At 66.9% G+C, this 16983-nt stretch carries 17 protein-coding genes; 8 read left to right on the top strand and 9 right to left on the bottom strand.

Annotated elements, in window-relative coordinates; translation table 11 throughout:
* The first annotated feature begins 221 nt into the window (after nt 1–221).
* The 4 genes from AC0IXR_RS11930 (at nt 222) to AC0IXR_RS11915 (ending at nt 3493) form a co-directional block, all read left to right on the top strand.
* Entirely contained in the window at nt 222–839 is a 618-nt protein-coding gene (locus tag AC0IXR_RS11930) for a PAS domain-containing protein (RefSeq protein WP_471760852.1), read from the top strand.
* Between the two features lie 114 nt (nt 840–953).
* Entirely contained in the window at nt 954–1601 is a 648-nt protein-coding gene (locus AC0IXR_RS11925; RefSeq protein ID WP_246748225.1) for a PilZ domain-containing protein, read from the top strand.
* Between the two features lie 389 nt (nt 1602–1990).
* A complete protein-coding gene (locus AC0IXR_RS11920) occupies nt 1991–2617 on the top strand; it encodes a transglutaminase-like cysteine peptidase (protein ID WP_311275507.1) in 627 nt (208 codons plus the stop codon).
* 153 nt (nt 2618–2770) lie between these two features.
* Nucleotides 2771–3493: a transglutaminase-like cysteine peptidase gene (locus AC0IXR_RS11915; protein ID WP_471760851.1), complete on the top strand. Its 723-nt coding sequence runs from the start codon at nt 2771–2773 to the stop codon at nt 3491–3493.
* 97 nt (nt 3494–3590) lie between these two features.
* On the opposite strand, the gene AC0IXR_RS11910 is transcribed toward AC0IXR_RS11915, so the two are convergent.
* The 8 genes from AC0IXR_RS11910 to AC0IXR_RS11875 form a co-directional block, all read right to left on the bottom strand.
* Nucleotides 3591–3917 carry a DUF6949 family protein gene (locus tag AC0IXR_RS11910; protein WP_207413933.1) on the bottom strand — a complete coding sequence of 109 codons (327 nt, stop codon included), beginning with the start codon at nt 3915–3917 and terminating at the stop codon, nt 3591–3593.
* A gap of 185 nt (nt 3918–4102) precedes the next feature.
* Nucleotides 4103–4315: a DUF3126 family protein gene (locus AC0IXR_RS11905; RefSeq protein ID WP_027173107.1), complete on the bottom strand. Its 213-nt coding sequence runs from the start codon at nt 4313–4315 to the stop codon at nt 4103–4105.
* Between the two features lie 136 nt (nt 4316–4451).
* Entirely contained in the window at nt 4452–5312 is an 861-nt protein-coding gene (gene cysE / locus AC0IXR_RS11900) for a serine O-acetyltransferase (RefSeq protein WP_056429370.1), read from the bottom strand.
* Between the two features lie 239 nt (nt 5313–5551).
* Nucleotides 5552–6508, bottom strand: coding sequence for a helix-turn-helix transcriptional regulator (locus AC0IXR_RS11895; RefSeq protein ID WP_082470531.1), 957 nt, complete (start codon nt 6506–6508; stop codon nt 5552–5554).
* Between the two features lie 418 nt (nt 6509–6926).
* The gene (locus tag AC0IXR_RS11890; protein ID WP_311275504.1) at nt 6927–7838 is read right to left on the bottom strand and encodes a transglycosylase SLT domain-containing protein; all 912 of its coding nucleotides are present in this window, start codon (nt 7836–7838) and stop codon (nt 6927–6929) included.
* 226 nt (nt 7839–8064) lie between these two features.
* Nucleotides 8065–8889: a Cof-type HAD-IIB family hydrolase gene (locus AC0IXR_RS11885; protein WP_471761283.1), complete on the bottom strand. Its 825-nt coding sequence runs from the start codon at nt 8887–8889 to the stop codon at nt 8065–8067.
* Complete coding sequence (locus tag AC0IXR_RS11880) at nt 8889–9401, bottom strand: gluconokinase (RefSeq protein ID WP_471761282.1); 513 nt, start codon at nt 9399–9401, stop codon at nt 8889–8891. The genes AC0IXR_RS11885 and AC0IXR_RS11880 overlap by 1 nt, the downstream gene beginning before the upstream one ends.
* 41 nt (nt 9402–9442) lie before the next feature.
* Nucleotides 9443–10744 (bottom strand): alpha/beta hydrolase, encoded by a 1302-nt coding sequence (locus tag AC0IXR_RS11875; RefSeq protein WP_471760850.1) that lies wholly within the window; start codon nt 10742–10744, stop codon nt 9443–9445.
* A gap of 290 nt (nt 10745–11034) precedes the next feature.
* Between AC0IXR_RS11875 and AC0IXR_RS11870 the strand changes: the two genes are divergently transcribed.
* The gene (locus AC0IXR_RS11870; RefSeq protein WP_056429361.1) at nt 11035–12204 is read left to right on the top strand and encodes a polysaccharide biosynthesis/export family protein; all 1170 of its coding nucleotides are present in this window, start codon (nt 11035–11037) and stop codon (nt 12202–12204) included.
* 105 nt (nt 12205–12309) lie between these two features.
* Here AC0IXR_RS11870 and AC0IXR_RS11865 read toward each other — a convergent pair whose 3' ends face one another.
* A complete protein-coding gene (locus AC0IXR_RS11865) occupies nt 12310–12567 on the bottom strand; it encodes a hypothetical protein (RefSeq protein ID WP_461226823.1) in 258 nt (85 codons plus the stop codon).
* 31 nt (nt 12568–12598) lie between these two features.
* On the opposite strand from AC0IXR_RS11865, the gene AC0IXR_RS11860 reads away from it, so the two are divergent.
* The 3 genes from AC0IXR_RS11860 to AC0IXR_RS11850 all read left to right on the top strand — a co-directional run bounded on the left by AC0IXR_RS11860 (nt 12599) and on the right by AC0IXR_RS11850 (nt 16743).
* The gene (locus AC0IXR_RS11860; protein WP_471760849.1) at nt 12599–13666 is read left to right on the top strand and encodes a branched-chain amino acid ABC transporter substrate-binding protein; all 1068 of its coding nucleotides are present in this window, start codon (nt 12599–12601) and stop codon (nt 13664–13666) included.
* A gap of 121 nt (nt 13667–13787) precedes the next feature.
* Nucleotides 13788–14885, top strand: coding sequence for a TRAP transporter substrate-binding protein (locus AC0IXR_RS11855; protein WP_471760848.1), 1098 nt, complete (start codon nt 13788–13790; stop codon nt 14883–14885).
* Between the two features lie 439 nt (nt 14886–15324).
* Nucleotides 15325–16743, top strand: coding sequence for a deoxyribodipyrimidine photo-lyase (locus AC0IXR_RS11850; RefSeq protein ID WP_471760847.1), 1419 nt, complete (start codon nt 15325–15327; stop codon nt 16741–16743).
* Nucleotides 16744–16983: the final 240 nt, after the last annotated feature.

Genomic DNA, 16983 nt, shown 5'->3' with positions numbered 1-16983 from the left:
CCGAACGGTCCGACGATGCAGGACATCGCCGCGATGGGTGCCGAGCGGCAGCGTTTCCCCCGCCGCGTTAACCCTAATCAGAGCTTAAGCGAGCGTGCCGCCTTGGACGGGCATAGAGTGTGCGGCAGGCTTGTTAACCGAACCGGCAGCTGTGTCCAGCGCCGGATGGATCGGGCCGATTTCGAACAGGTCCCAGCGGGACCGTGCCACGACGGGACGCCATGAAGCATCCGACCAGCCGTATGCTCTATCATTACTGGGACCGGCTTCGTGGTACGCGGGCCGCGCCCGAGAGGAGCGAGATCGAGCCCGGCGAGATCCGCAACCTCCTCTCCGAGAGCCTCATCCTCGAACTCGACATGGCGCGCTCGGCCGCGACGGTCCGGCTCGCGGGGACCCGCGTCTGCGCCCTGTTCGGGCGCGAATTGCGCGGCAGCGCCTTCGGCGACATCTGGGGTGCGGGACAGGCCGATCCCTGGCGCCTCGTGGAGACGGTGGCGGTCGATACGGTGGGGATCGTCGCGGGGCTGCGCGGGATGACCCAGAGGGACGAACAGATCGACCTCGAACTCCTGCTTCTCCCCCTGCGCCATCGTGGGCAGACCCAGGTCCGCATGTTCGGGGCGCTGAGCCCGAAAGTCGTTCCGCAATGGCTGGGGCTTCGGCCCGTGACGCGGCTCGAATCCATCTCCCTCCGCGTCCTCGACCCGACCTACGACGTCATCGATCTTGCCAGGAACGATGCCGCCTCCAGCCTCAGGAACCTGCCCGAACCGGCCAATGACAGCGTTCCGGTGCGGCGCGGACATCTCATGGTGCATCGCGGCGGACGGGCCTGATCGGTACTTTAATGGACCGATCGCGAGACTGATCTGTCTTCGGCAAAGATTTTCGTAACGAGCCGACCTGTAGGATTGTGCTGACGACGATCGAACCCGAGTGCGGATTTCGCGATGATCGAGGCTTTCGCGCCCGCTGAAACCAAGTTCGCGCCCGCTGAAACCAAGCCGGTCCGCCTGTTGCGGCCGTCGGATCTGCGTCGGCATCAGCGCGTCCAAGTCTCCCTCCTCGGCCGCTACATGCTTGCCGACCGTCGTGAATATCCTTGCCAGACGGTCGACATGTCTCCGGGCGGCGTGCGCCTGATTTGCGCGGTCCTGGGCGAACTCGACGAGCGCGTCGTGCTGTATCTCGAGCGTATCGGGCGGATCGAAGGGACGATCGCCCGGTTTCCCAGCGGGGGCATGGCTGTCCGCCTGAGCGCGACCCAGCGCAAGCGCGACAAGATCGCGTCGCAACTCACCTGGATCTCCAACCGTGAGGCGCTCGGCCTGCCCGAGGGCCGCAACCACGAACGTCTCACGCCACAGGAGACAGGCGTGCTCCTGAAGCTCGAGAACGGGCGCGAGGTCGCGGCCCGCATCATCGACGTCTCCCTGTCCGGCGTCGCCCTCTCGACCCAGGCCCAGCCGCCCGTTGGCATGAGCGTCATGGTCGGGCGGACACCGGGGCGCGTGGTGCGCTATTTCGAGGGCGGCATCGGTGTGGGCTTCATGCTGCCGATCTCGCCCGACCTGTTCCATGAAGGCCTGACGCTCTGAGAGCGTCGTCCCGCCTCTCCGGTTGAGAGCGCTCCGTCTGCGGGTTCTGCCGGCATGGCGCTCGCCCGAAGGTCGGCGTCGTCGCGACAGGACCTCCCCAATGCGTCCCGCGCCGGCTGGCCGTTTCGGCCTGTCTCCCCCCTCCGTCGTGACAGCCACGGCGTCCGGCGAGAGCGGGGCCGCAATCGTCGCCGGTCGATCCCGCCTCACCATGGTTACGACTTCCTGATCGTCATCGCGCGAATGCGAGTCTTCGATTCAGCGGGTGATTGGCTCTGACCCGCAGGAGCTCCGCCCCGGGGCCGAATCGATAAAATTGCGCGTATCCGCTTCAGCGCGGCTCAGGAAGCGTGGCGGCATCGTGGTCCTCGTTGGACGAGGTGGTCGCGATGGCACGGACGAAATCACTCTTGCTGGGGATGCTCGCGGCATTGGCGCTGTTCGGCGCCGGCGCGTCGCAGGCCCAGACCATGGCCGCCCTGCCCTCGCCCTCCCCCTCCGCCGATGTTCTCGGTGTCGCCCGCCCCATCGTCGGCTGGGTCTCGTTCTGCCAGCGTTACCCGGCCGAGTGCGCCATCGACGCGAACGAGCCGCCCCGTATCGCCCTCACCCCCGCCACCTGGAGCCTGATCGTCTCGGTCAATCGTCGGGTGAATACCGGTCTGCGTGCCGTCACCGACACGGAGCATTGGGGGGAAGCCGACCGCTGGGACCTCGCCGAGGACGGAATGGGAGATTGCGAGGATTTCCAGCTGGTCAAGCGCAAGCGTCTCGCCGATGCCGGCCTCTCCCGCCGCGCCATGCGGATGACCGTGGTCATCGACGAGAAGGGCGAAGGGCATGCCGTGCTGACGCTCCTCACCGACCGGGGCGAGTTCATCCTCGACAATAAGACCAGCGAGATCATGCCCTGGTATCGGACCGGTTACGTCTTCATCAAGCGCGAGAGCCAGGATTCCGTGGCCTGGGTTTCGCTAGGCGGTGTCACGTCTCCGGTGACCACTGCGAACCGCTGAACCGGATTCTCTCGGGTTGCACGAAAACATCACGTCTGTGCCATGGAACCCATGGCGATGTGGGAAGTTAATTCGAGTTTAACTTTTGGATTGAGCCCTGGCCCCGGCCGTGCCAGTTTCTTGCCTTCGGCAACGAATGGCAGGGCGACCGGAATGCGGCACGCGGTTCTGCGAGGCGTCGACGGCGGAAGCTTCTCGGCAAGTGGGCTCTCATACGGAGTTACTTGCGGGGTTACTTGCGGGCTTTCTTGGCGACGCATTGGACGTGCGGCCAAGCTGTCCCTGGTCGGCTCCATCCTGCTCCTCGGTGGGGCCGCGACGCAAGCGCGCCCGGTCGCCGCCCTGCCCGATGCGCCAGCCGTGAACGAGAGTGGCGGCGCCCGCCCGGTGGCGGCCTGGAACGGGTTCTGCGCCAAACACCCCGCCGAATGCATCGTCGACACGTCGCAGCCCGCGATCATCGCCCTCAATCCGGCGATCTGGCGCACGCTCACCAGCGTCAACCGTCGCGTCAACGCGCGCATCCATCCGATCACCGACATGGCCCATTGGGGCGTCGTCGACCGCTGGGACTTTCCCGATGACGGCTTCGGCGATTGCGAGGATTTCCAGCTTCTGAAGCGTCGGATGCTGGTGGAGCGGGGGCTCCCCCGTCGCGCCCTGCGGATGACCGTGGTCATCGACGATATCGGCGAAGGCCATGCGGTCCTGATGGTCCGCACCGACAAGGGCGATCTCATCCTCGACAACAAGACCACCGCGATCCTGTCCGCTCCGCGCACCGGCTACACCTATGTCAAGCGCGAAGGCCAGGACGGCATGGCCTGGGTCTCGCTCAACGGCGTCGCCTCGCCGGTGGCCACCGCCAACCGCTGAGAAGGGCGGTGCCGATCCGTCCGCGCCGGACGGGCCATGGCGCGAGGCGATGCGATGTCCCGCACCGTCATCCGGCCGCCGCTGCGGCTCGCCCTGTTCAGCCGGTGATGAAATGGGCGAGATCGAGCGCGACCCGGCCCGAGAGCAGGCTCCAGCCGCAGGCGACGATCGTGGCAATCATGACGAAGGGGATCGGGCGGCGCTCGATCCGCCGGCCTCGTACGGTGTTGCGCAGGATGATGAAGGGCGCGCCGAAGGCCAGGATCGGCAGGGCCGCCACCGCTCCGACGCCGCCGCGTTCCAGCAGGCTGAAGCTTGCGCGACGGTCCGAGACGAGTTCGAAGGCGCTGGCGAGGAGGCCCGACAGGGCGAGGCCGACGCACAGGGTCTTGATCGATTCGATGGCGGAGGGGCTGATATCCATGGCGCGCTCGACCGTTGATGACGGATTGAGCACGCACTCTGCCAGAGCGTTTACGAGTTGTTAAGGATGTCCCGGCGTCAGGATGAGCCGACGCACAGGGAGGACTACGTGCATTCGGGCATTGTGCTGGTCGCGGCTTGCGAACGTCCGCGACCGGCTTGCGCGATTCTATGGCTGCTTCGGCTTTAGTCTTCGAGATCGATGTCGAGGATCGCCATGGCGAAGTTGAACGAGCGATCGCCGTCCTCGTCATCGACGGAGACCACGCCGAGGAATTCCTCGCCGATATAGACCTCGGCGGAATCGTCCTTCTTGGGGCGGGCGACGAGACGGATATTCGTGTTGGCGAATGTCCGGCGCATATAGTCCTGGACCTTCGTGATGTCGGTCTTGTTCACGCGTTCGCCTCTTGATTCGTCGATGGTCGGTGGAGGCCGGGCTCGCTTCGAGCGACCGAGTCCCTCCGGATGGGCACCGCTTGCCACGCCGCTTCGCCACGGGCAAGTCGCTGCGGGCACGCGCGGGCCGGCCGGTTCAGATGCCCTCGGCCATGTGGATGAACTGGTCGATATTGACGAACTGGTCCATGGCGCGCGCCGGCTCGGCGCAGCCGGCGGTGCCGACCACGCGGGCGGGCACGCCCACCACGGTGGTGTGGGCCGGCACCGGGCGCAGGACCACGGAACCGGCCGCGACGCGGGCATATTCTCCGACTTCGATGTTGCCCAGGATCTTGGCGCCGGCACCGATCATGACGCCGCGGCGGATCTTGGGGTGGCGGTCGCTGCCTTGCTTGCCGGTGCCGCCCAGGGTCACGGCGTGCAGGATCGAGACGTCGTCCTCGATCACGGCGGTGGAGCCGACGACGACGCCGGTGGCATGGTCGAGGAAGATACCGCGTCCGATGCGGGCGGCGGGATGGATGTCGGTCTGGAAGACCTCGGACGAGCGGCTCTGCAGGTAGAGCGCCAGGTCTCGCCGGCCGCTGGTCCAGTACCAATGCGCCAGCCGGTGCGCCTGGATGGCGTGAAATCCCTTGAAGTACAGCACGGGTTCGATGGCGCGGCCCGCCGCAGGGTCACGGTCCAGCACGGCCCCGATATCGGCGCGGAAGCTGTCGCCGATGCGCGGGTCGGCGGCGATGGCCTCGTGAAATCCATGCGCCACGAGCTCGGCCGGAAGTGACGGATGGCCGAGGCGCGCGGCGACCCGGTGGGACACGGCGGCTTCGAGCGTCGCCTGGTTGAGGATCGTCGCCACGATGAAGGAGGCGAGTTGAGGTTCCTCGCGAACCACGGCTTCGGCCTCGCCGCGCAGGCGCGACCAGACCGGATCGACGGTGCCGGCGATGGCTTCGTTCCCGATCGCGGGATTCGAGAAGGGGCTGGCGGACATGGATTCCTCCGCGATGCGAGGTCTATGGCGGGCGGGGCCTATGCGGCCGGATCGCCATGTCAGGGGCCGGACGGCCGTGCCGGGAGCCGATACGAGAGAACACTCTCCCCGGGGTCAAGGGAGAACGGAGCACTCCGTTCCCCTTGGGTGCGTCCCATAGCGTGGGGAAAGGCCGCCCCCGTATCAAGGGGGCTTCCTGAGCTACCTTCCCGAACCACCTCTCGGTGATACTCAGCGTGTCAGGCGCTGCGCCGGAAATCGACCGATCCGAAACGCGCATCGATCACGGCGGCGAGCCGGTCGATCATCTCTTCCAGGGGAACGTCGGACGTATCCACCACCGCCGGAGCGCGGGCATAGAGCGGCTCGCGGCTGAGCAGCACGGCACGCAGTTCCTGCATGGCGGAGGCATGGTCGCCCGTGGTGGCGAGCTTGCCCTGGTCGCGCACGCGCTGCATGTGCTCCTCGGGCTTCGCCCTGAGCCAGACGGTGAAGAAGGCCTGGAGAAGCAGGTCGTAAGTCAGGGGCTCGGCGACGATGCCGCCGCTGGTGGCCAGGATCATCGGGCCGGGATGTTCGGTGAGCCGGCGCAAGGCAGCCTGTTCGAGGCGGCGATACCCTTCCTGGCCGTAGATCGCGAAGATCTCCTTCACCGAGAGCGCGTTCTCACGCTCGATCTCGGCGTTGAGCTCGATGAAGGTCCAGCCCAGGCGTTCCGCCACCCGGCGGCCGAGGGTCGATTTGCCCGCTCCGCGCAGGCCGACCAGGGCCACCCGCGGCATCGGGGTGTCACCGTTGGACATGGCGTGGCCGGACAGGATGCCCTTCGCCAGGGTGATCTGTTCCGCCGATGCCGAACCGAGAAGGTCGCGGATCACGTGCCAGTCGGGCGGGGTGTCCTGCACGGCGATCATGTCGTCGAGCCGCACGCCCATGGCATCCGCCACGCGACGCAGCAGGATGATCGACACGTTGCCCTGCCCGCTTTCGAGCTGTGCAATGTAGCGCTCCGACAGACCCGAGGTCTGGGAGAGGAGTTTCCGCGAAAGGCCGCGCACTGTCCGCGCATGCCTCACACGCCGACCGAGTTCGGCCAGAAAAATCGATTCTTGTTCAGCCGCGCCGGCCATGCCGTCGTCCGTCTTCCGTGTTCGCGTCCCGGACCTGACCGTCCCGGAGGCTGATGGCCTCACCATATCCCGCCACGCGATCTTGGCTCGGCACGAAATTCGTGCCGGCGAGATCGATTGCAGCAGGCTCCCAAGCGCCGGTCGCGATCCTTCATTCCATGGTCGTTTGACCAAGATCAGGCTCGTGACGAGGCTTCACAATCGTCAGTTTGGGGCCCGATGTACAAGACTTGCACTTCAAGCTCCGTGTTGGAAGCCTGATCTTGCAACCTCATGCGCTCTCGATGCCGCACTGCACCATGTGATGTCGAAAGAGAGCATACGCAAGCGAAACGTGCGTGTCCCCGCCGCAATCGGCATGACAGGAGAACATTCACGTATGTTTGTTTCTGAATGGTTTCAGCTTTGTCCCGATCAGGGACAGACGGGGCGCTTGCCGCCTTTCGGGTAAGGCGCTCGACGCGGTGACGGGGCTTTCGAGGGCCTACTGGCTGGGCGGAAGCGCCGAGGCTTCCATGATGGTGCCGGGTGTCGGTGCCTTCTTCGCGACGATCGGGCGGCCCACCGAGGCCAGAACGACCGCCGAAGGACGACGCGGCGGCAGCGGCACTTCCACTTTCTCCGTCACGGAGAACTCGGCGGCGCCCGCGACGGCGGCCGGCTGGGGCATTGCCGGATTCACCGACAGGGCGGCCAAGGCCGTGGCCTGAGGGGTGGCGGCCGGCGCATGGGCGGGGCCGATCTCCGCCACGGCCGGCGCGAGGCCGGACAAGGCGGCCGGCCGGCGCGGCGGCAGCGGGACTTCCACCAGCTCGGTCGGCACGGGCGGAGTGGTCAGACTCGGAGCATAGGCCAGGGCCGTTCCGGCGGCGGTGACGTTCGCATCGGGCTGCGCCTTGCGCTGCGCGCCGAAGCCACGGGTGAACACGTCGCTGAAGGCCGCGCTCGATTGCGGCGAGGCGGCCGTGGTGTCCTCGATGCCGGCGACCAGGGTGCCCTGGCGCTTGCCGGCGTAGTAATAGCCCCGGTTGTAATAAGTATAGGCTTGGTGGGTGTTGCCCTTGGCGGTGCGATAGGCGCCGGCGAGATAGGCAATGCCGTAACGAAGATTGATCTTCGGATCGTAGAGACCCGCCGCATCCCCGCGATATCCCATGCCGCGTGCGGTGGCATGTTTGATCTGCATCAGGCCGAGGGCGCTGCCGCCCTTCGCGTTGGGATTGTAGTTGCTTTCGCGCTTGACGACCTGGTGGACGAAGCTCGCCGGGACACCGTTTGCCTTTGCCTGCTCCTCGATCAGCGCATCGATGTTGTCGCGGGCCGGGGTGCCTTGGCCGAGAACCGGGCCCGGCAGGACGGCCGCAGCCACGGCGAGGAGCAGGAGGCGCTGATTCATTCGGAGACCCGGTGGCGTCGTTCTTGATCTGAGGCCAAGGGTCGAGGCCAAATGAGGCCGGAAGGCGGCTCCACTGTCATGATTGCGGGAAAGCGGAGCCGTTTCTCCGCGTGCTGTGGCGCACATGGCACAGGCCTGAACGCGGCCCCGGCCAGTGGTCCGGCGGATTCGCCAGCATTGCCAAGGAGCTGAGCCGTACGGGACGAGGATCGGCGGGGTTTGCGCGTCAGCGCGTCAAGAGAAATTCATCCACCGCTTTTGCGAACCCGTCCTCGTCATTTCCCGACGTCACCGCCGACGCGGCCCGTTTCACCGCCTCATCGGCATTGCCCATGGCCACCGAGAACCCGCTTCGCGCAAACATCGCCACGTCGTTGGCGGCATCGCCGAGGGTCGCGATTCGTGCATGAGGAATCCCGAGGCGGCGCGCGATCTCGTCGACGAATGTCCCCTTGCCCTGCCCGTACGGCGTCACGTCGAGATAATAGGCCTGGGAGCGATGGACGTCGGCGCCGTGTCCCAGAGCCTCGGCGACCCGGCCTTCGCATGCGGCCAGATGATCGGGATCGGCGCTGACGCCGACGATCTTGGATGCGCCCACGAGAAGGGGACCGAGATCCTCGACGCGGGTGGGTTCGGCCTGGAGGGTCCGGCGTTCGAGATCGGTGTAGGGTCCATGGGGGTCGCGCAGGTTCCACTGCCCCCGCGCGAACACCCAGATATCGAGGCCGAGCCCGTCGAGGAGCCGCACGGCTTGGCGGGCCGTCTCCTCCGGGAGGAGATGTTCGGCGAGGATCTGCCCATCCGGGGCGAGCAGGGTGCTGCCGTTGAAGGCGCCGATCGGATGACGCAGGCCGAGGTCGGCGATCAGCGAGGTGAGCCCCATCGGCGGCCGGGCGGAGGCGATGGTGAAACCGATGCCCGCCGCGTCGAGCCGCCGGACGGCGTCCCGGCTGCGCTGGGTCAGGCTCTTGTCGGAGGTGACGAGGGTTCCGTCCACGTCGGAGATCACGAAGGCGATCGCCCGGTCGCCGGAGGGAGGGCCCGACATCATGCTGTGTCCTGTTTGATGGGATCGTCGGGCTGCAAACCCGATCGGTCCAGGATCGTTGCCACGATGGCCTCCGCACCGCCGACGATCGGCACCGCCAGCGCGCCCTCCTCCGGGCGCGGCGGTTCGAGCGCGGCGAATTGGCTGTCGAGGAGGGCACCCGGCATGAAGTGGCCGGTGCGGCGGGCGATGCGGGCCGCGATCAGGTCGCGGTCGCCGTCGAGATAGACGATGCGAATGCCCGCCCGCCCCTGGACGAGCGCATCGCGATAGGCCCGCTTCAGGGCCGAGCAGGCGAGAACGCCCGGTTTACCGGTCTCCAGGCGTGTGCCGATCCAGGCCGACATCGCCGCCAGCCATGGGGCGCGGTCGGCATCGTCGAGGGCGTGGCCATCCCGCATCCTGGCCACGTGTTCCGCGCTGTGGAAGGCGTCACCATCGACGAAATCCCACCCGAGGCGCTCGGCCAATAGCCCGGCGATCGTGCTCTTGCCCGAGCCCGAGACGCCCATCACGATGAAAATTCGAGGCGGGCCCTGATCCGGTTCGATGCTCAAGACCCGGTCGCCGTGCCGGTGTCGATCCGGGGGCCTTTCACCCGGTCCCGCAGGCGCTGCGGGCCGAGCGCCATGGCGAAGAAGTCGTACTCGCCGCGACGATCGTTGGCGAAGAGAAACTGGAAATGCATCCGGAACGGCCGCCATCGCACTTTGAGGTAGGTTTCCGGATCGATGATCTCACGGAACTTGGCCGAGCGCACCAGCGGGTTGCGCGGGGGGCGGCCGCCGAGGTCGAGGGGCAGGCGCTCCAGCGGATCGAAATCGGGGAAGTTCATCCAGTCCTGGGGGGCGTAATAATCGACCCAGACGATCCGCTCCGAGACGACGAGGCTCGCGATGTCCGATTGCACCCTGCGCGCCTCCTTCTGCAGCGCGACGATGGGCAGGCCCGAGCCGAGGGTCAGCAAGGAAAAGGCCGTCGTTCCCGTGCCGATCGCCGGATCGGCGGCGAGCACGCGGGCGGAGACTTCCACCGCCGTGAGCGCGCCGGTCGAATGGCCGAGGATGAGCACTTCGTCGAGCTCCGTACCCTCCGCCCGGAATGCCGCGAGGCGGTTCACGACCAGGGCGGCGAAAGCGTCGACGCGGGTTTCGTAGTCGCGCCGCCGGCCCTGGCCGTGCTGCCAGTTGAAGACCCAGTCGTTGAGTAATTGCCAGAAGAACGCGCGTTCCAGCAGGGCATCGAGGGATTTGATCCAGACGAGGCCGGCCGCGAGGCCCAGCGGCACCGTCACCCAGGCCGGCCATTGCAGGCTGTGCCCGAATCCGTCTCCCAGATGAGCATGGATCTGATGTGCGATCAGGCCGCTCACGAGGGTGAGGAGGAGGATCAGGCCGAGCGGATAAAGGATGACGTTGCCGTATTTCCAGTTCAGCCGGTAGAACTTCACCGCCATGCCGGTGACGATGGCCTGGAGGCTGCCCGCGAACAGCAGGAGGACGCTGACGATGCGCCAGCGGGCGAAATCCTTGAGCACGATGTCGTCCCAGAGCAGGACGTCGTAGCTCGTCTCCGCTCCGCCGACCTCCGGTTCGGCGGCCACGGTCCAGCGCTGGGAAAGCCCGTCTGCTCCCATGACCGCGCGTCCGGGGCGGCGCTTGGGCTCACCGAACCTCTTGGCATGGAGCGTCAGCTCCCGCACGAACAACATGCGGTAGCGGGTACGCCCTTCCGGATCGTAGCCCGGCACATAGAAGACGTGCCGGCGCCGCACGGGGCTTCGTGCGCCGTCACCGTGGGTCCGCTCGGCGCGCGCGCCGGGAGGGCGGTCGGGGATCGTGTCAGACAAAGGCATCCTGCTCGGCTGTCCTCGCAGGTGCCCCCTGCTCGTAGGTCGGGAAATTCGCACGCCGATCCGCCCACCGTCGAGCGATTTCGGCAGTAAGACGAGACAGATGCGGCCAAGTAGCCCCGTACGTCGTCCGTTGCGAAGCGCCGACGGCAAGTCCAGGAGCTCGGCATGTGGGTATCGGGGACGATCCGTTGCACGCGTCCCGACGGGACGGCACTGTGTCCAACCCGCCACGGACAGTGACAAGGCTTTGGTTTAGGCAGCGGATGAGAGAAACCGACAGGCGAAACTGCATGCGCACTCTGCCTATCGTCCTTATCACCACGCTTTCGGTGTCGGGATGCGGCGCTTTCCTGCCCGCCGCCGGCCCGTCGACCACGGCCGTGGTGGACGGCGCGGATCAGGCGACGAGCGAAGGGACCTTCGCCCGCTACGAACTCATCGACATGAACTCCGCCGTGGTGGAGGCCCTGCGCGGACGCTCCCTCGATAGCTTGTTCGCATCCTTCGGCGATCGTCGCGCTCCGGCGGAATCCGTGATCGGCATCGGCGACGCCGTGGCCGTCTCGGTGTTCGAAGCCGGTTCGGGCGGCCTGTTCTCGGGCCCGCTCACGGTCAATTCGTTCTCCGCCGGCTCGAAGGCGGCGCAGCTGCCCGAGCAGGTCGTCTCGCGCGACGGCGCGATCTCGATCCCCTATGCCGGCCGGATCCAGGTGGCCGGACGGCGGACGCAGGACGTCCAGGCGTTGATCGAGACGGAGCTCGCCGGCAAGGCGATCCAGCCTCAGGTGATCGTCACCGTGACCCGGCCGGTCTCGCAATCGGTGACGGTCGGTGGTGAATCCATCGGCGGCGCCCGCGTCCCGCTCGGTACCCAGGGCGATCGCATCCTCGACGTCATCGCCACCGCAGGCGGGGTCAAGACGCCCGTCAACGAGACCTTCGTGCGCCTGTCGCGGGGCGGTACGACGGCGACGGTGCCGCTGACGACCGTGGTGTCGAACCCCAAGGAAAACATCTACCTGCGCCCCAACGACAACCTCACCCTGGTGCGCGATCCCCAGACCTTCCTGGCGGTCGGCGCGCTGGGTCAGGCCACGGAAATCCCGTTCCAGGCCGAGGGCATCACTTTGGCGCAGGCGCTGGCCAAGGCGCGCGGTCAGCGCGATGCCGATGCCGATCCGACCGGGACCTTCATCTTCCGCTTCGAGCCGGCGGCGGTGGTCCGTCGCCTGAAGCCCGGAAGCCCGCTTCTCGGGACACCTCTCGTTCCCGTGGTCTATCGCGTCGACATGCGTGACCCGAACAGCCTGTTCCTCACCCAGGCCTTCCGCATGCGCAACCGCGACATGGTCTACGTCTCGAACGCGCCGTTCACCGAGATCAAGAAGGTCCTCTCCGTCTTCTCGGCGGCGGCCCAGCCGGTCATGACCGGCGTACGCGTCGGCGGTTCCTTCGACTGAGGCCGGCCGGATCGTCATGGGTCGGATCGTCATGCGCCGGGGCGGTTCGGTTCCGCACCGACCACGCGGGGGCTTGCACGCACTTGCGTTATGGACCGCCTTGCCTCACGGCTCGACGATGCCATGGGTGCCGGGGGGCAACTCGTAGGGCCCGCTCGTCTTAGAGTGGACCGGACGGGTTTTGGGGCGGGGCGACATGAGGATGAGACGGGTGGCCTGCTTTTTCGGGCTGGCGAGCGTGGCCCGCCATCTGGCCTCGCGGCGCAAGGCCGCCGCAACGTTACGGAAGGCCGCCGCCACGTCACGGAAGGCCGCCGCCACGCGACCGAACACCGCCGCCACGCTGCTGAGATCCGCTGTCACCACGCGAACCGCCGCGTGCGGAAGTCTCGCCGTGTTCCTGGCCGTCGCTCCCGCCCATGCCGACGTGACCGTCGGCGTGGCGGTTCCGCAATCGGGTGCCTATGTCGCCGTCGGCGAGCAGGTTCTTCGTGGGGTTCGCGCCGCGGTGCGGGACGCCAACGCCAAGGGCGGCCTCGCCGGGCAGACGATCCAGCTCGACGTCCAAGACGATGCCTGCGATTCCAACAAGGCCGTGGGAGTCGCCAAGCATTATGCCGCGAGCGATGTGCGGCTCGTCGTGGGTCATGTCTGTTCCAACGCCTCGCTGGCGGCGTCCGAAGTCTATGCCGCCAACGGCATCGCCATGGTCACGGCGGCGTCCGTCGCCGCCAAGCTCACCGATCGCGGCCTCCAGAACGTGTTCCGGGTATGCGGGCGCGACGACGATCAGGCCAAGCTCTCGGCCACGGTGCTGGCGGAGCGTTTCCGCGACAAGAAGATCGCCATCCTCAACGACCAGAGCCCCGGCTCCCGGGCGCTCGCCGCCGCCACCAAGGACAACCTCAACCGGATCGGCATCAACGAGGCCCTGGCGACCGCTTTCGTCGCCAGCGACGCGGACGATGCGTCCCTCGCTGACCGCCTGAAGGAAGCGGGGATCTCCGTGGCCTATTACGGGGGCGACGCTCTCGAAATGGGCCGCCTCGTGCGGATCTCGGCGGAACGGGGCTTCCGGCCACAATGGTTCGGCACCTCCGCCATCGCCACGCAGGATTTCGCCACCGCGGCCGGGCCGGCCAGCAACGGCGTGCTGATGACCTTCTACCTCGATCCGCGCCGCAAGCCGGAGGCGGCTGCCGTGGTCCAGGCGCTCAAGGCGCAGGGCGGCGACGTGGAGGGCTCGACGATCTATGGCTACGCCGCCCTTCAGGCCCTGGTGGAGGCGGGGAACTTCGCCCGCAGCACGGATGCACGCCGCATCGTCTCCGCGCTCCATACGGAGCGGTTCGATCTCGTCCTCGGTTCGGTCGGTTTCGACGGCAAGGGCGACGTCACCGCCCAGGGCTACGTGCTCTATGTCTGGAAGGACGGGAGCTTCACCTACGCGCCCCCTCCCTGACGCAGTTCGGCCGGTGAGGCCGAAGGAAGGGCGCGCGAAGGAATATCGGATCGTTTTGCCTCCTGCCCCGTTCGTGAACGGACCGAGAGACGGGGGAAGCGAGTTTTTGAAGCGAGTTGTCATGGCCTCACACCCTGCGCGCCGCAGCCTGCTCGCCGCCGGATTGGGCGGTGCCGCCGCCCTGTCGATGGGGGGAGCCCGGGCCGAGACGATGCCCGAGACGCGCTGGCGGCTGGCCTCCCACTATCCGAAATCCCTCGATGTCCTGTTCGGCGCGCCGGAGACGCTCGCGCGCCTCGTGGCCGAGGCGACGGACGGTCGTTTCCAGATCCAGGTGCTTGCGCCGGGTGAGCCGGTCCCGAGCGAGGGCGTGATCGATGCGGTGTCCGCCGCGACGGTGGAGATGGGACACGCGCCGGCCACCCTCGGCAGCGGCAAGGACCCGACCTTCGCTCTCGCCTCCGCCCTGCCCTTCGGCCTCAATGCCCGCGGCCAGAATGCATGGTGGCTCCAGGGCGGCGCAGCCGACCTGTTCGCGGAGGTCTTCGCCAAGCATGGTCTCGTGAGCCTCCCCGGCGGGAATACCGGGGCGCAGATGGGTGGCTGGTTCCGCCGGGAGGTGAAGAGCGCGTCCGATCTCCAGGGCATGAAGATCCGCATCGCGGGTCTCGGTGGTCAGGTGCTGGCGAAGTTCGGCGCGGTGCCCCAGACGACGCCGGGGCCGGAGATCTATGCCGGCCTCGAATCGAAGGCCCTCGATGCGGCGGAGTGGATCGGCCCCTACGACGACGAGAAGCTCGGATTGCAGAAGGTGGCGCCCACCTACCATTACCCCGGCTTCTGGGAAGGGAGCGCGATGCTGCATTTCTGGATCGGCGCCGAGGCCTGGAAAGCCTTGCCGAAGGCCTATCGCGCCATTCTCCAGGCCGCCGCCGCCCAGGCCCATGCCGAAGTCCTGGCAAAATACGATGCGCGCAACCCCCGCGCTCTGCGCCGTCTGGTGGCCGCCGGCGCACAGCTCCGGCCCTTCCCCCAGGACGTCATGGAGACGGCCCTGAAGCATTCCAACGACGTCTATGCCGAGATTTCTGCCAAGAACGCCGATTTCAAGCGCATCTACGAGGCGATGAAGACCTTCCGGAACGAGGAATATCTCTGGTTCCAGGTGGCGGAATACACCTACGACAATTTCATGATCCGGGCCCGCGCTCGCGGATGAGCACCCCGTGCTGACGGGCGCTGCGCGGCTGCGGACAGAAAAAAGGCCGCTCCGAAGAGCGGCCCGAAGTCTAGGGAGGAAACGCCCAAGAAGGGCAGCGGGAGCGCGACGCCATCGCGTTCCCGCAATGCACAATCTGAGCGTCCTGGGCGGAAATGCAAGGCTGTTCGTGCAACGGAGCCATCTGTTTTCGTGTGGCGTCGCACTTCCTAATCCCGCTGTAACGAAAATGTCGCAGGCCAAGATCAGCCCCAGTCTTCCTGGTCATCCGTGTGATGCAAGCCGATGAGTGCATTCGGAAACCCGGCCTCTGCATTGGGTGGAACGCCACGAATTCTGACGTTTCCATCTCCCTGACCCGCTCCTCGCGAGATCATTCATCTTCACCTCCCGCTTGGCGGGAGAGCAAACTTCGACGGAAACGGGGCGGTGACACACGATGGCGATACAGGCGAAGCGAATACGGGACTTGAACGACGCCGAACCCGATGCGGACGGCTCCTACGTCCTCTACCTGCTGCAGCAGGCCAACCGCGCCCATTGCAACCCGGCCCTGGAACTCGCCATCGAGGAGGCCAACCGGCTCGGCCTTCCCGTCGTCGTCTGTTTCGGACTTCTCGACGGCGCCAACGGGTTTCCCGAAGCCAATGCGCGCCACTACGCCTTCCTGCTGCAGGGGCTCGCCGACGCGAAGGCAGGGCTGGAGGCGCGCGGCATCCATTTCGTGATGCGCAAGGCCTCGCCGGCCGAGATCGCCATCGACCTTTCAGCCAAGGCGGCCCTCCTCGTCCTCGACCGGGGCTATCTCGCCATCCAGAAGCGCTGGTACGGCGAGATCGCGAAAGCCGTGACGATCCGCGTCGTCCAGGTGGAGGGGGACGTAGTGGTGCCGGTGGAGGTCGCCTCCCCGAAGCATGAATTCGCGGCCCGCACCCTGCGTCCCAAGATCCTGAAGCTGCTCGACGAGTATGTGGAGGAGCTCAAACCCCGCACCGTGAAACACAAGGCCGGGCGCGAGCTGCCGAAGAGTGAGATCGACGTGTCGGACCCGGAGGCGGTGCTGGCGGGAATGAGCCTCGACCGCGAGGTCGCTCCGGTGACGCGCTTCACCGGCGGCGAGACGGAGGCGCGCCGGCGCCTGAAGGCCTATCTCGCCGGGCCGTTCGGCTCCTACGGCACCGACCGCAACCGGCCCGAAGCGGGGGCCGCCTCGCATATGAGCCCCTACCTGCATTTCGGGCAGATCTCGCCGGTGGAGATCGCCCTGGCGGTACGGGCCTCGAAGGCGGGTGCGTCGGAGGACAAGGCCTCCTATCTCGAGGAACTCGTGGTGCGGCGGGAGCTCGCCATGAACCATGTGAACTACACGGAGCGCTACGACAGTTTCGAGCATGCGGTGCCGGACTGGGCGCGCAAGGCCCTGGCCGAACACGCCGATGATGAGCGGCCCACGCTCTACACCGAGGCCGAACTCGCCGAGGGCAAGACCCACGATGAATACTGGAACGCCGCCCAGGCCGAGATGCGGGTGACCGGCTACATGCACAACCACCTACGCATGTACTGGGGCAAGAAGATCCTCGAATGGTCTCCGAGCGCGGAGGAAGGGTTCAACCGCACCCTGCGCCTCAACAACCGCTACTTTCTCGACGGGCGCGACGCCAATTCCTTCACCAACGTCGCCTGGGTCTACGGCCTGCACGACCGCCCCTGGGCGCGCCGTCCGATCTTCGGAACGGTGCGCTACCAGAGCGAGAACTCGCTCCGGAAATTCGACGCCAAGGCCTATCTCAAGACCGTCGGCGAACTCTGCCAAGCTGAGGAGAAGGCGGGAAAGACACCGCGCAAGACGAGCTGAGGGGCGGTACACGCCTTGCGTCGCGGGCTTCGCCTGGCGAGTGTCCTTACTTCGTGAGGGCCTTGGCTTCGTGAGGGTTCTTGCTTGGCGGGTGTTCTTGCTTGGCGAGAGTCCTCGGGCCTTCGGTTCGTGCCGGACAAGCGCCGTACACGCTCGTGATCCTTCCCGTCTTTCCGGGGCGCCAGAGGCGAGCCCGGAATCCAGAACCACCGGTGGAGCAGAATGAAGATCGACCTCTGG

The sequence above is a fragment of the Methylobacterium sp. AC832 genome (assembly GCF_979256025.1).
The sequence above is the reverse complement of the archived record's forward strand: the minus strand, read 5'-3'. Positions and strand labels throughout refer to the sequence as shown.

Coding starts and splice junctions, on each gene's coding strand:
- cysE (WP_056429370.1), bottom strand. CDS start 5,312: ATGTCCGCCAGCCCCTTCTCGAATCCCGCGATCGGGAACGAAGCCATC.
- AC0IXR_RS11910 (WP_207413933.1), bottom strand. CDS start 3,917: ATGGATATCAGCCCCTCCGCCATCGAATCGATCAAGACCCTGTGCGTC.
- AC0IXR_RS11850 (WP_471760847.1), top strand. CDS start 15,325: ATGGCGATACAGGCGAAGCGAATACGGGACTTGAACGACGCCGAACCC.
- AC0IXR_RS11885 (WP_471761283.1), bottom strand. CDS start 8,889: ATGTCGGGCCCTCCCTCCGGCGACCGGGCGATCGCCTTCGTGATCTCC.
- AC0IXR_RS11925 (WP_246748225.1), top strand. CDS start 954: ATGATCGAGGCTTTCGCGCCCGCTGAAACCAAGTTCGCGCCCGCTGAA.
- AC0IXR_RS11890 (WP_311275504.1), bottom strand. CDS start 7,838: ATGAATCAGCGCCTCCTGCTCCTCGCCGTGGCTGCGGCCGTCCTGCCG.
- AC0IXR_RS11915 (WP_471760851.1), top strand. CDS start 2,771: ATGCGGCACGCGGTTCTGCGAGGCGTCGACGGCGGAAGCTTCTCGGCA.
- AC0IXR_RS11880 (WP_471761282.1), bottom strand. CDS start 9,401: ATGGGCGTCTCGGGCTCGGGCAAGAGCACGATCGCCGGGCTATTGGCC.
- AC0IXR_RS11920 (WP_311275507.1), top strand. CDS start 1,991: ATGGCACGGACGAAATCACTCTTGCTGGGGATGCTCGCGGCATTGGCG.
- AC0IXR_RS11870 (WP_056429361.1), top strand. CDS start 11,035: ATGCGCACTCTGCCTATCGTCCTTATCACCACGCTTTCGGTGTCGGGA.
- AC0IXR_RS11930 (WP_471760852.1), top strand. CDS start 222: ATGAAGCATCCGACCAGCCGTATGCTCTATCATTACTGGGACCGGCTT.
- AC0IXR_RS11895 (WP_082470531.1), bottom strand. CDS start 6,508: ATGGTGAGGCCATCAGCCTCCGGGACGGTCAGGTCCGGGACGCGAACA.
- AC0IXR_RS11875 (WP_471760850.1), bottom strand. CDS start 10,744: ATGCCTTTGTCTGACACGATCCCCGACCGCCCTCCCGGCGCGCGCGCC.
- AC0IXR_RS11855 (WP_471760848.1), top strand. CDS start 13,788: ATGGCCTCACACCCTGCGCGCCGCAGCCTGCTCGCCGCCGGATTGGGC.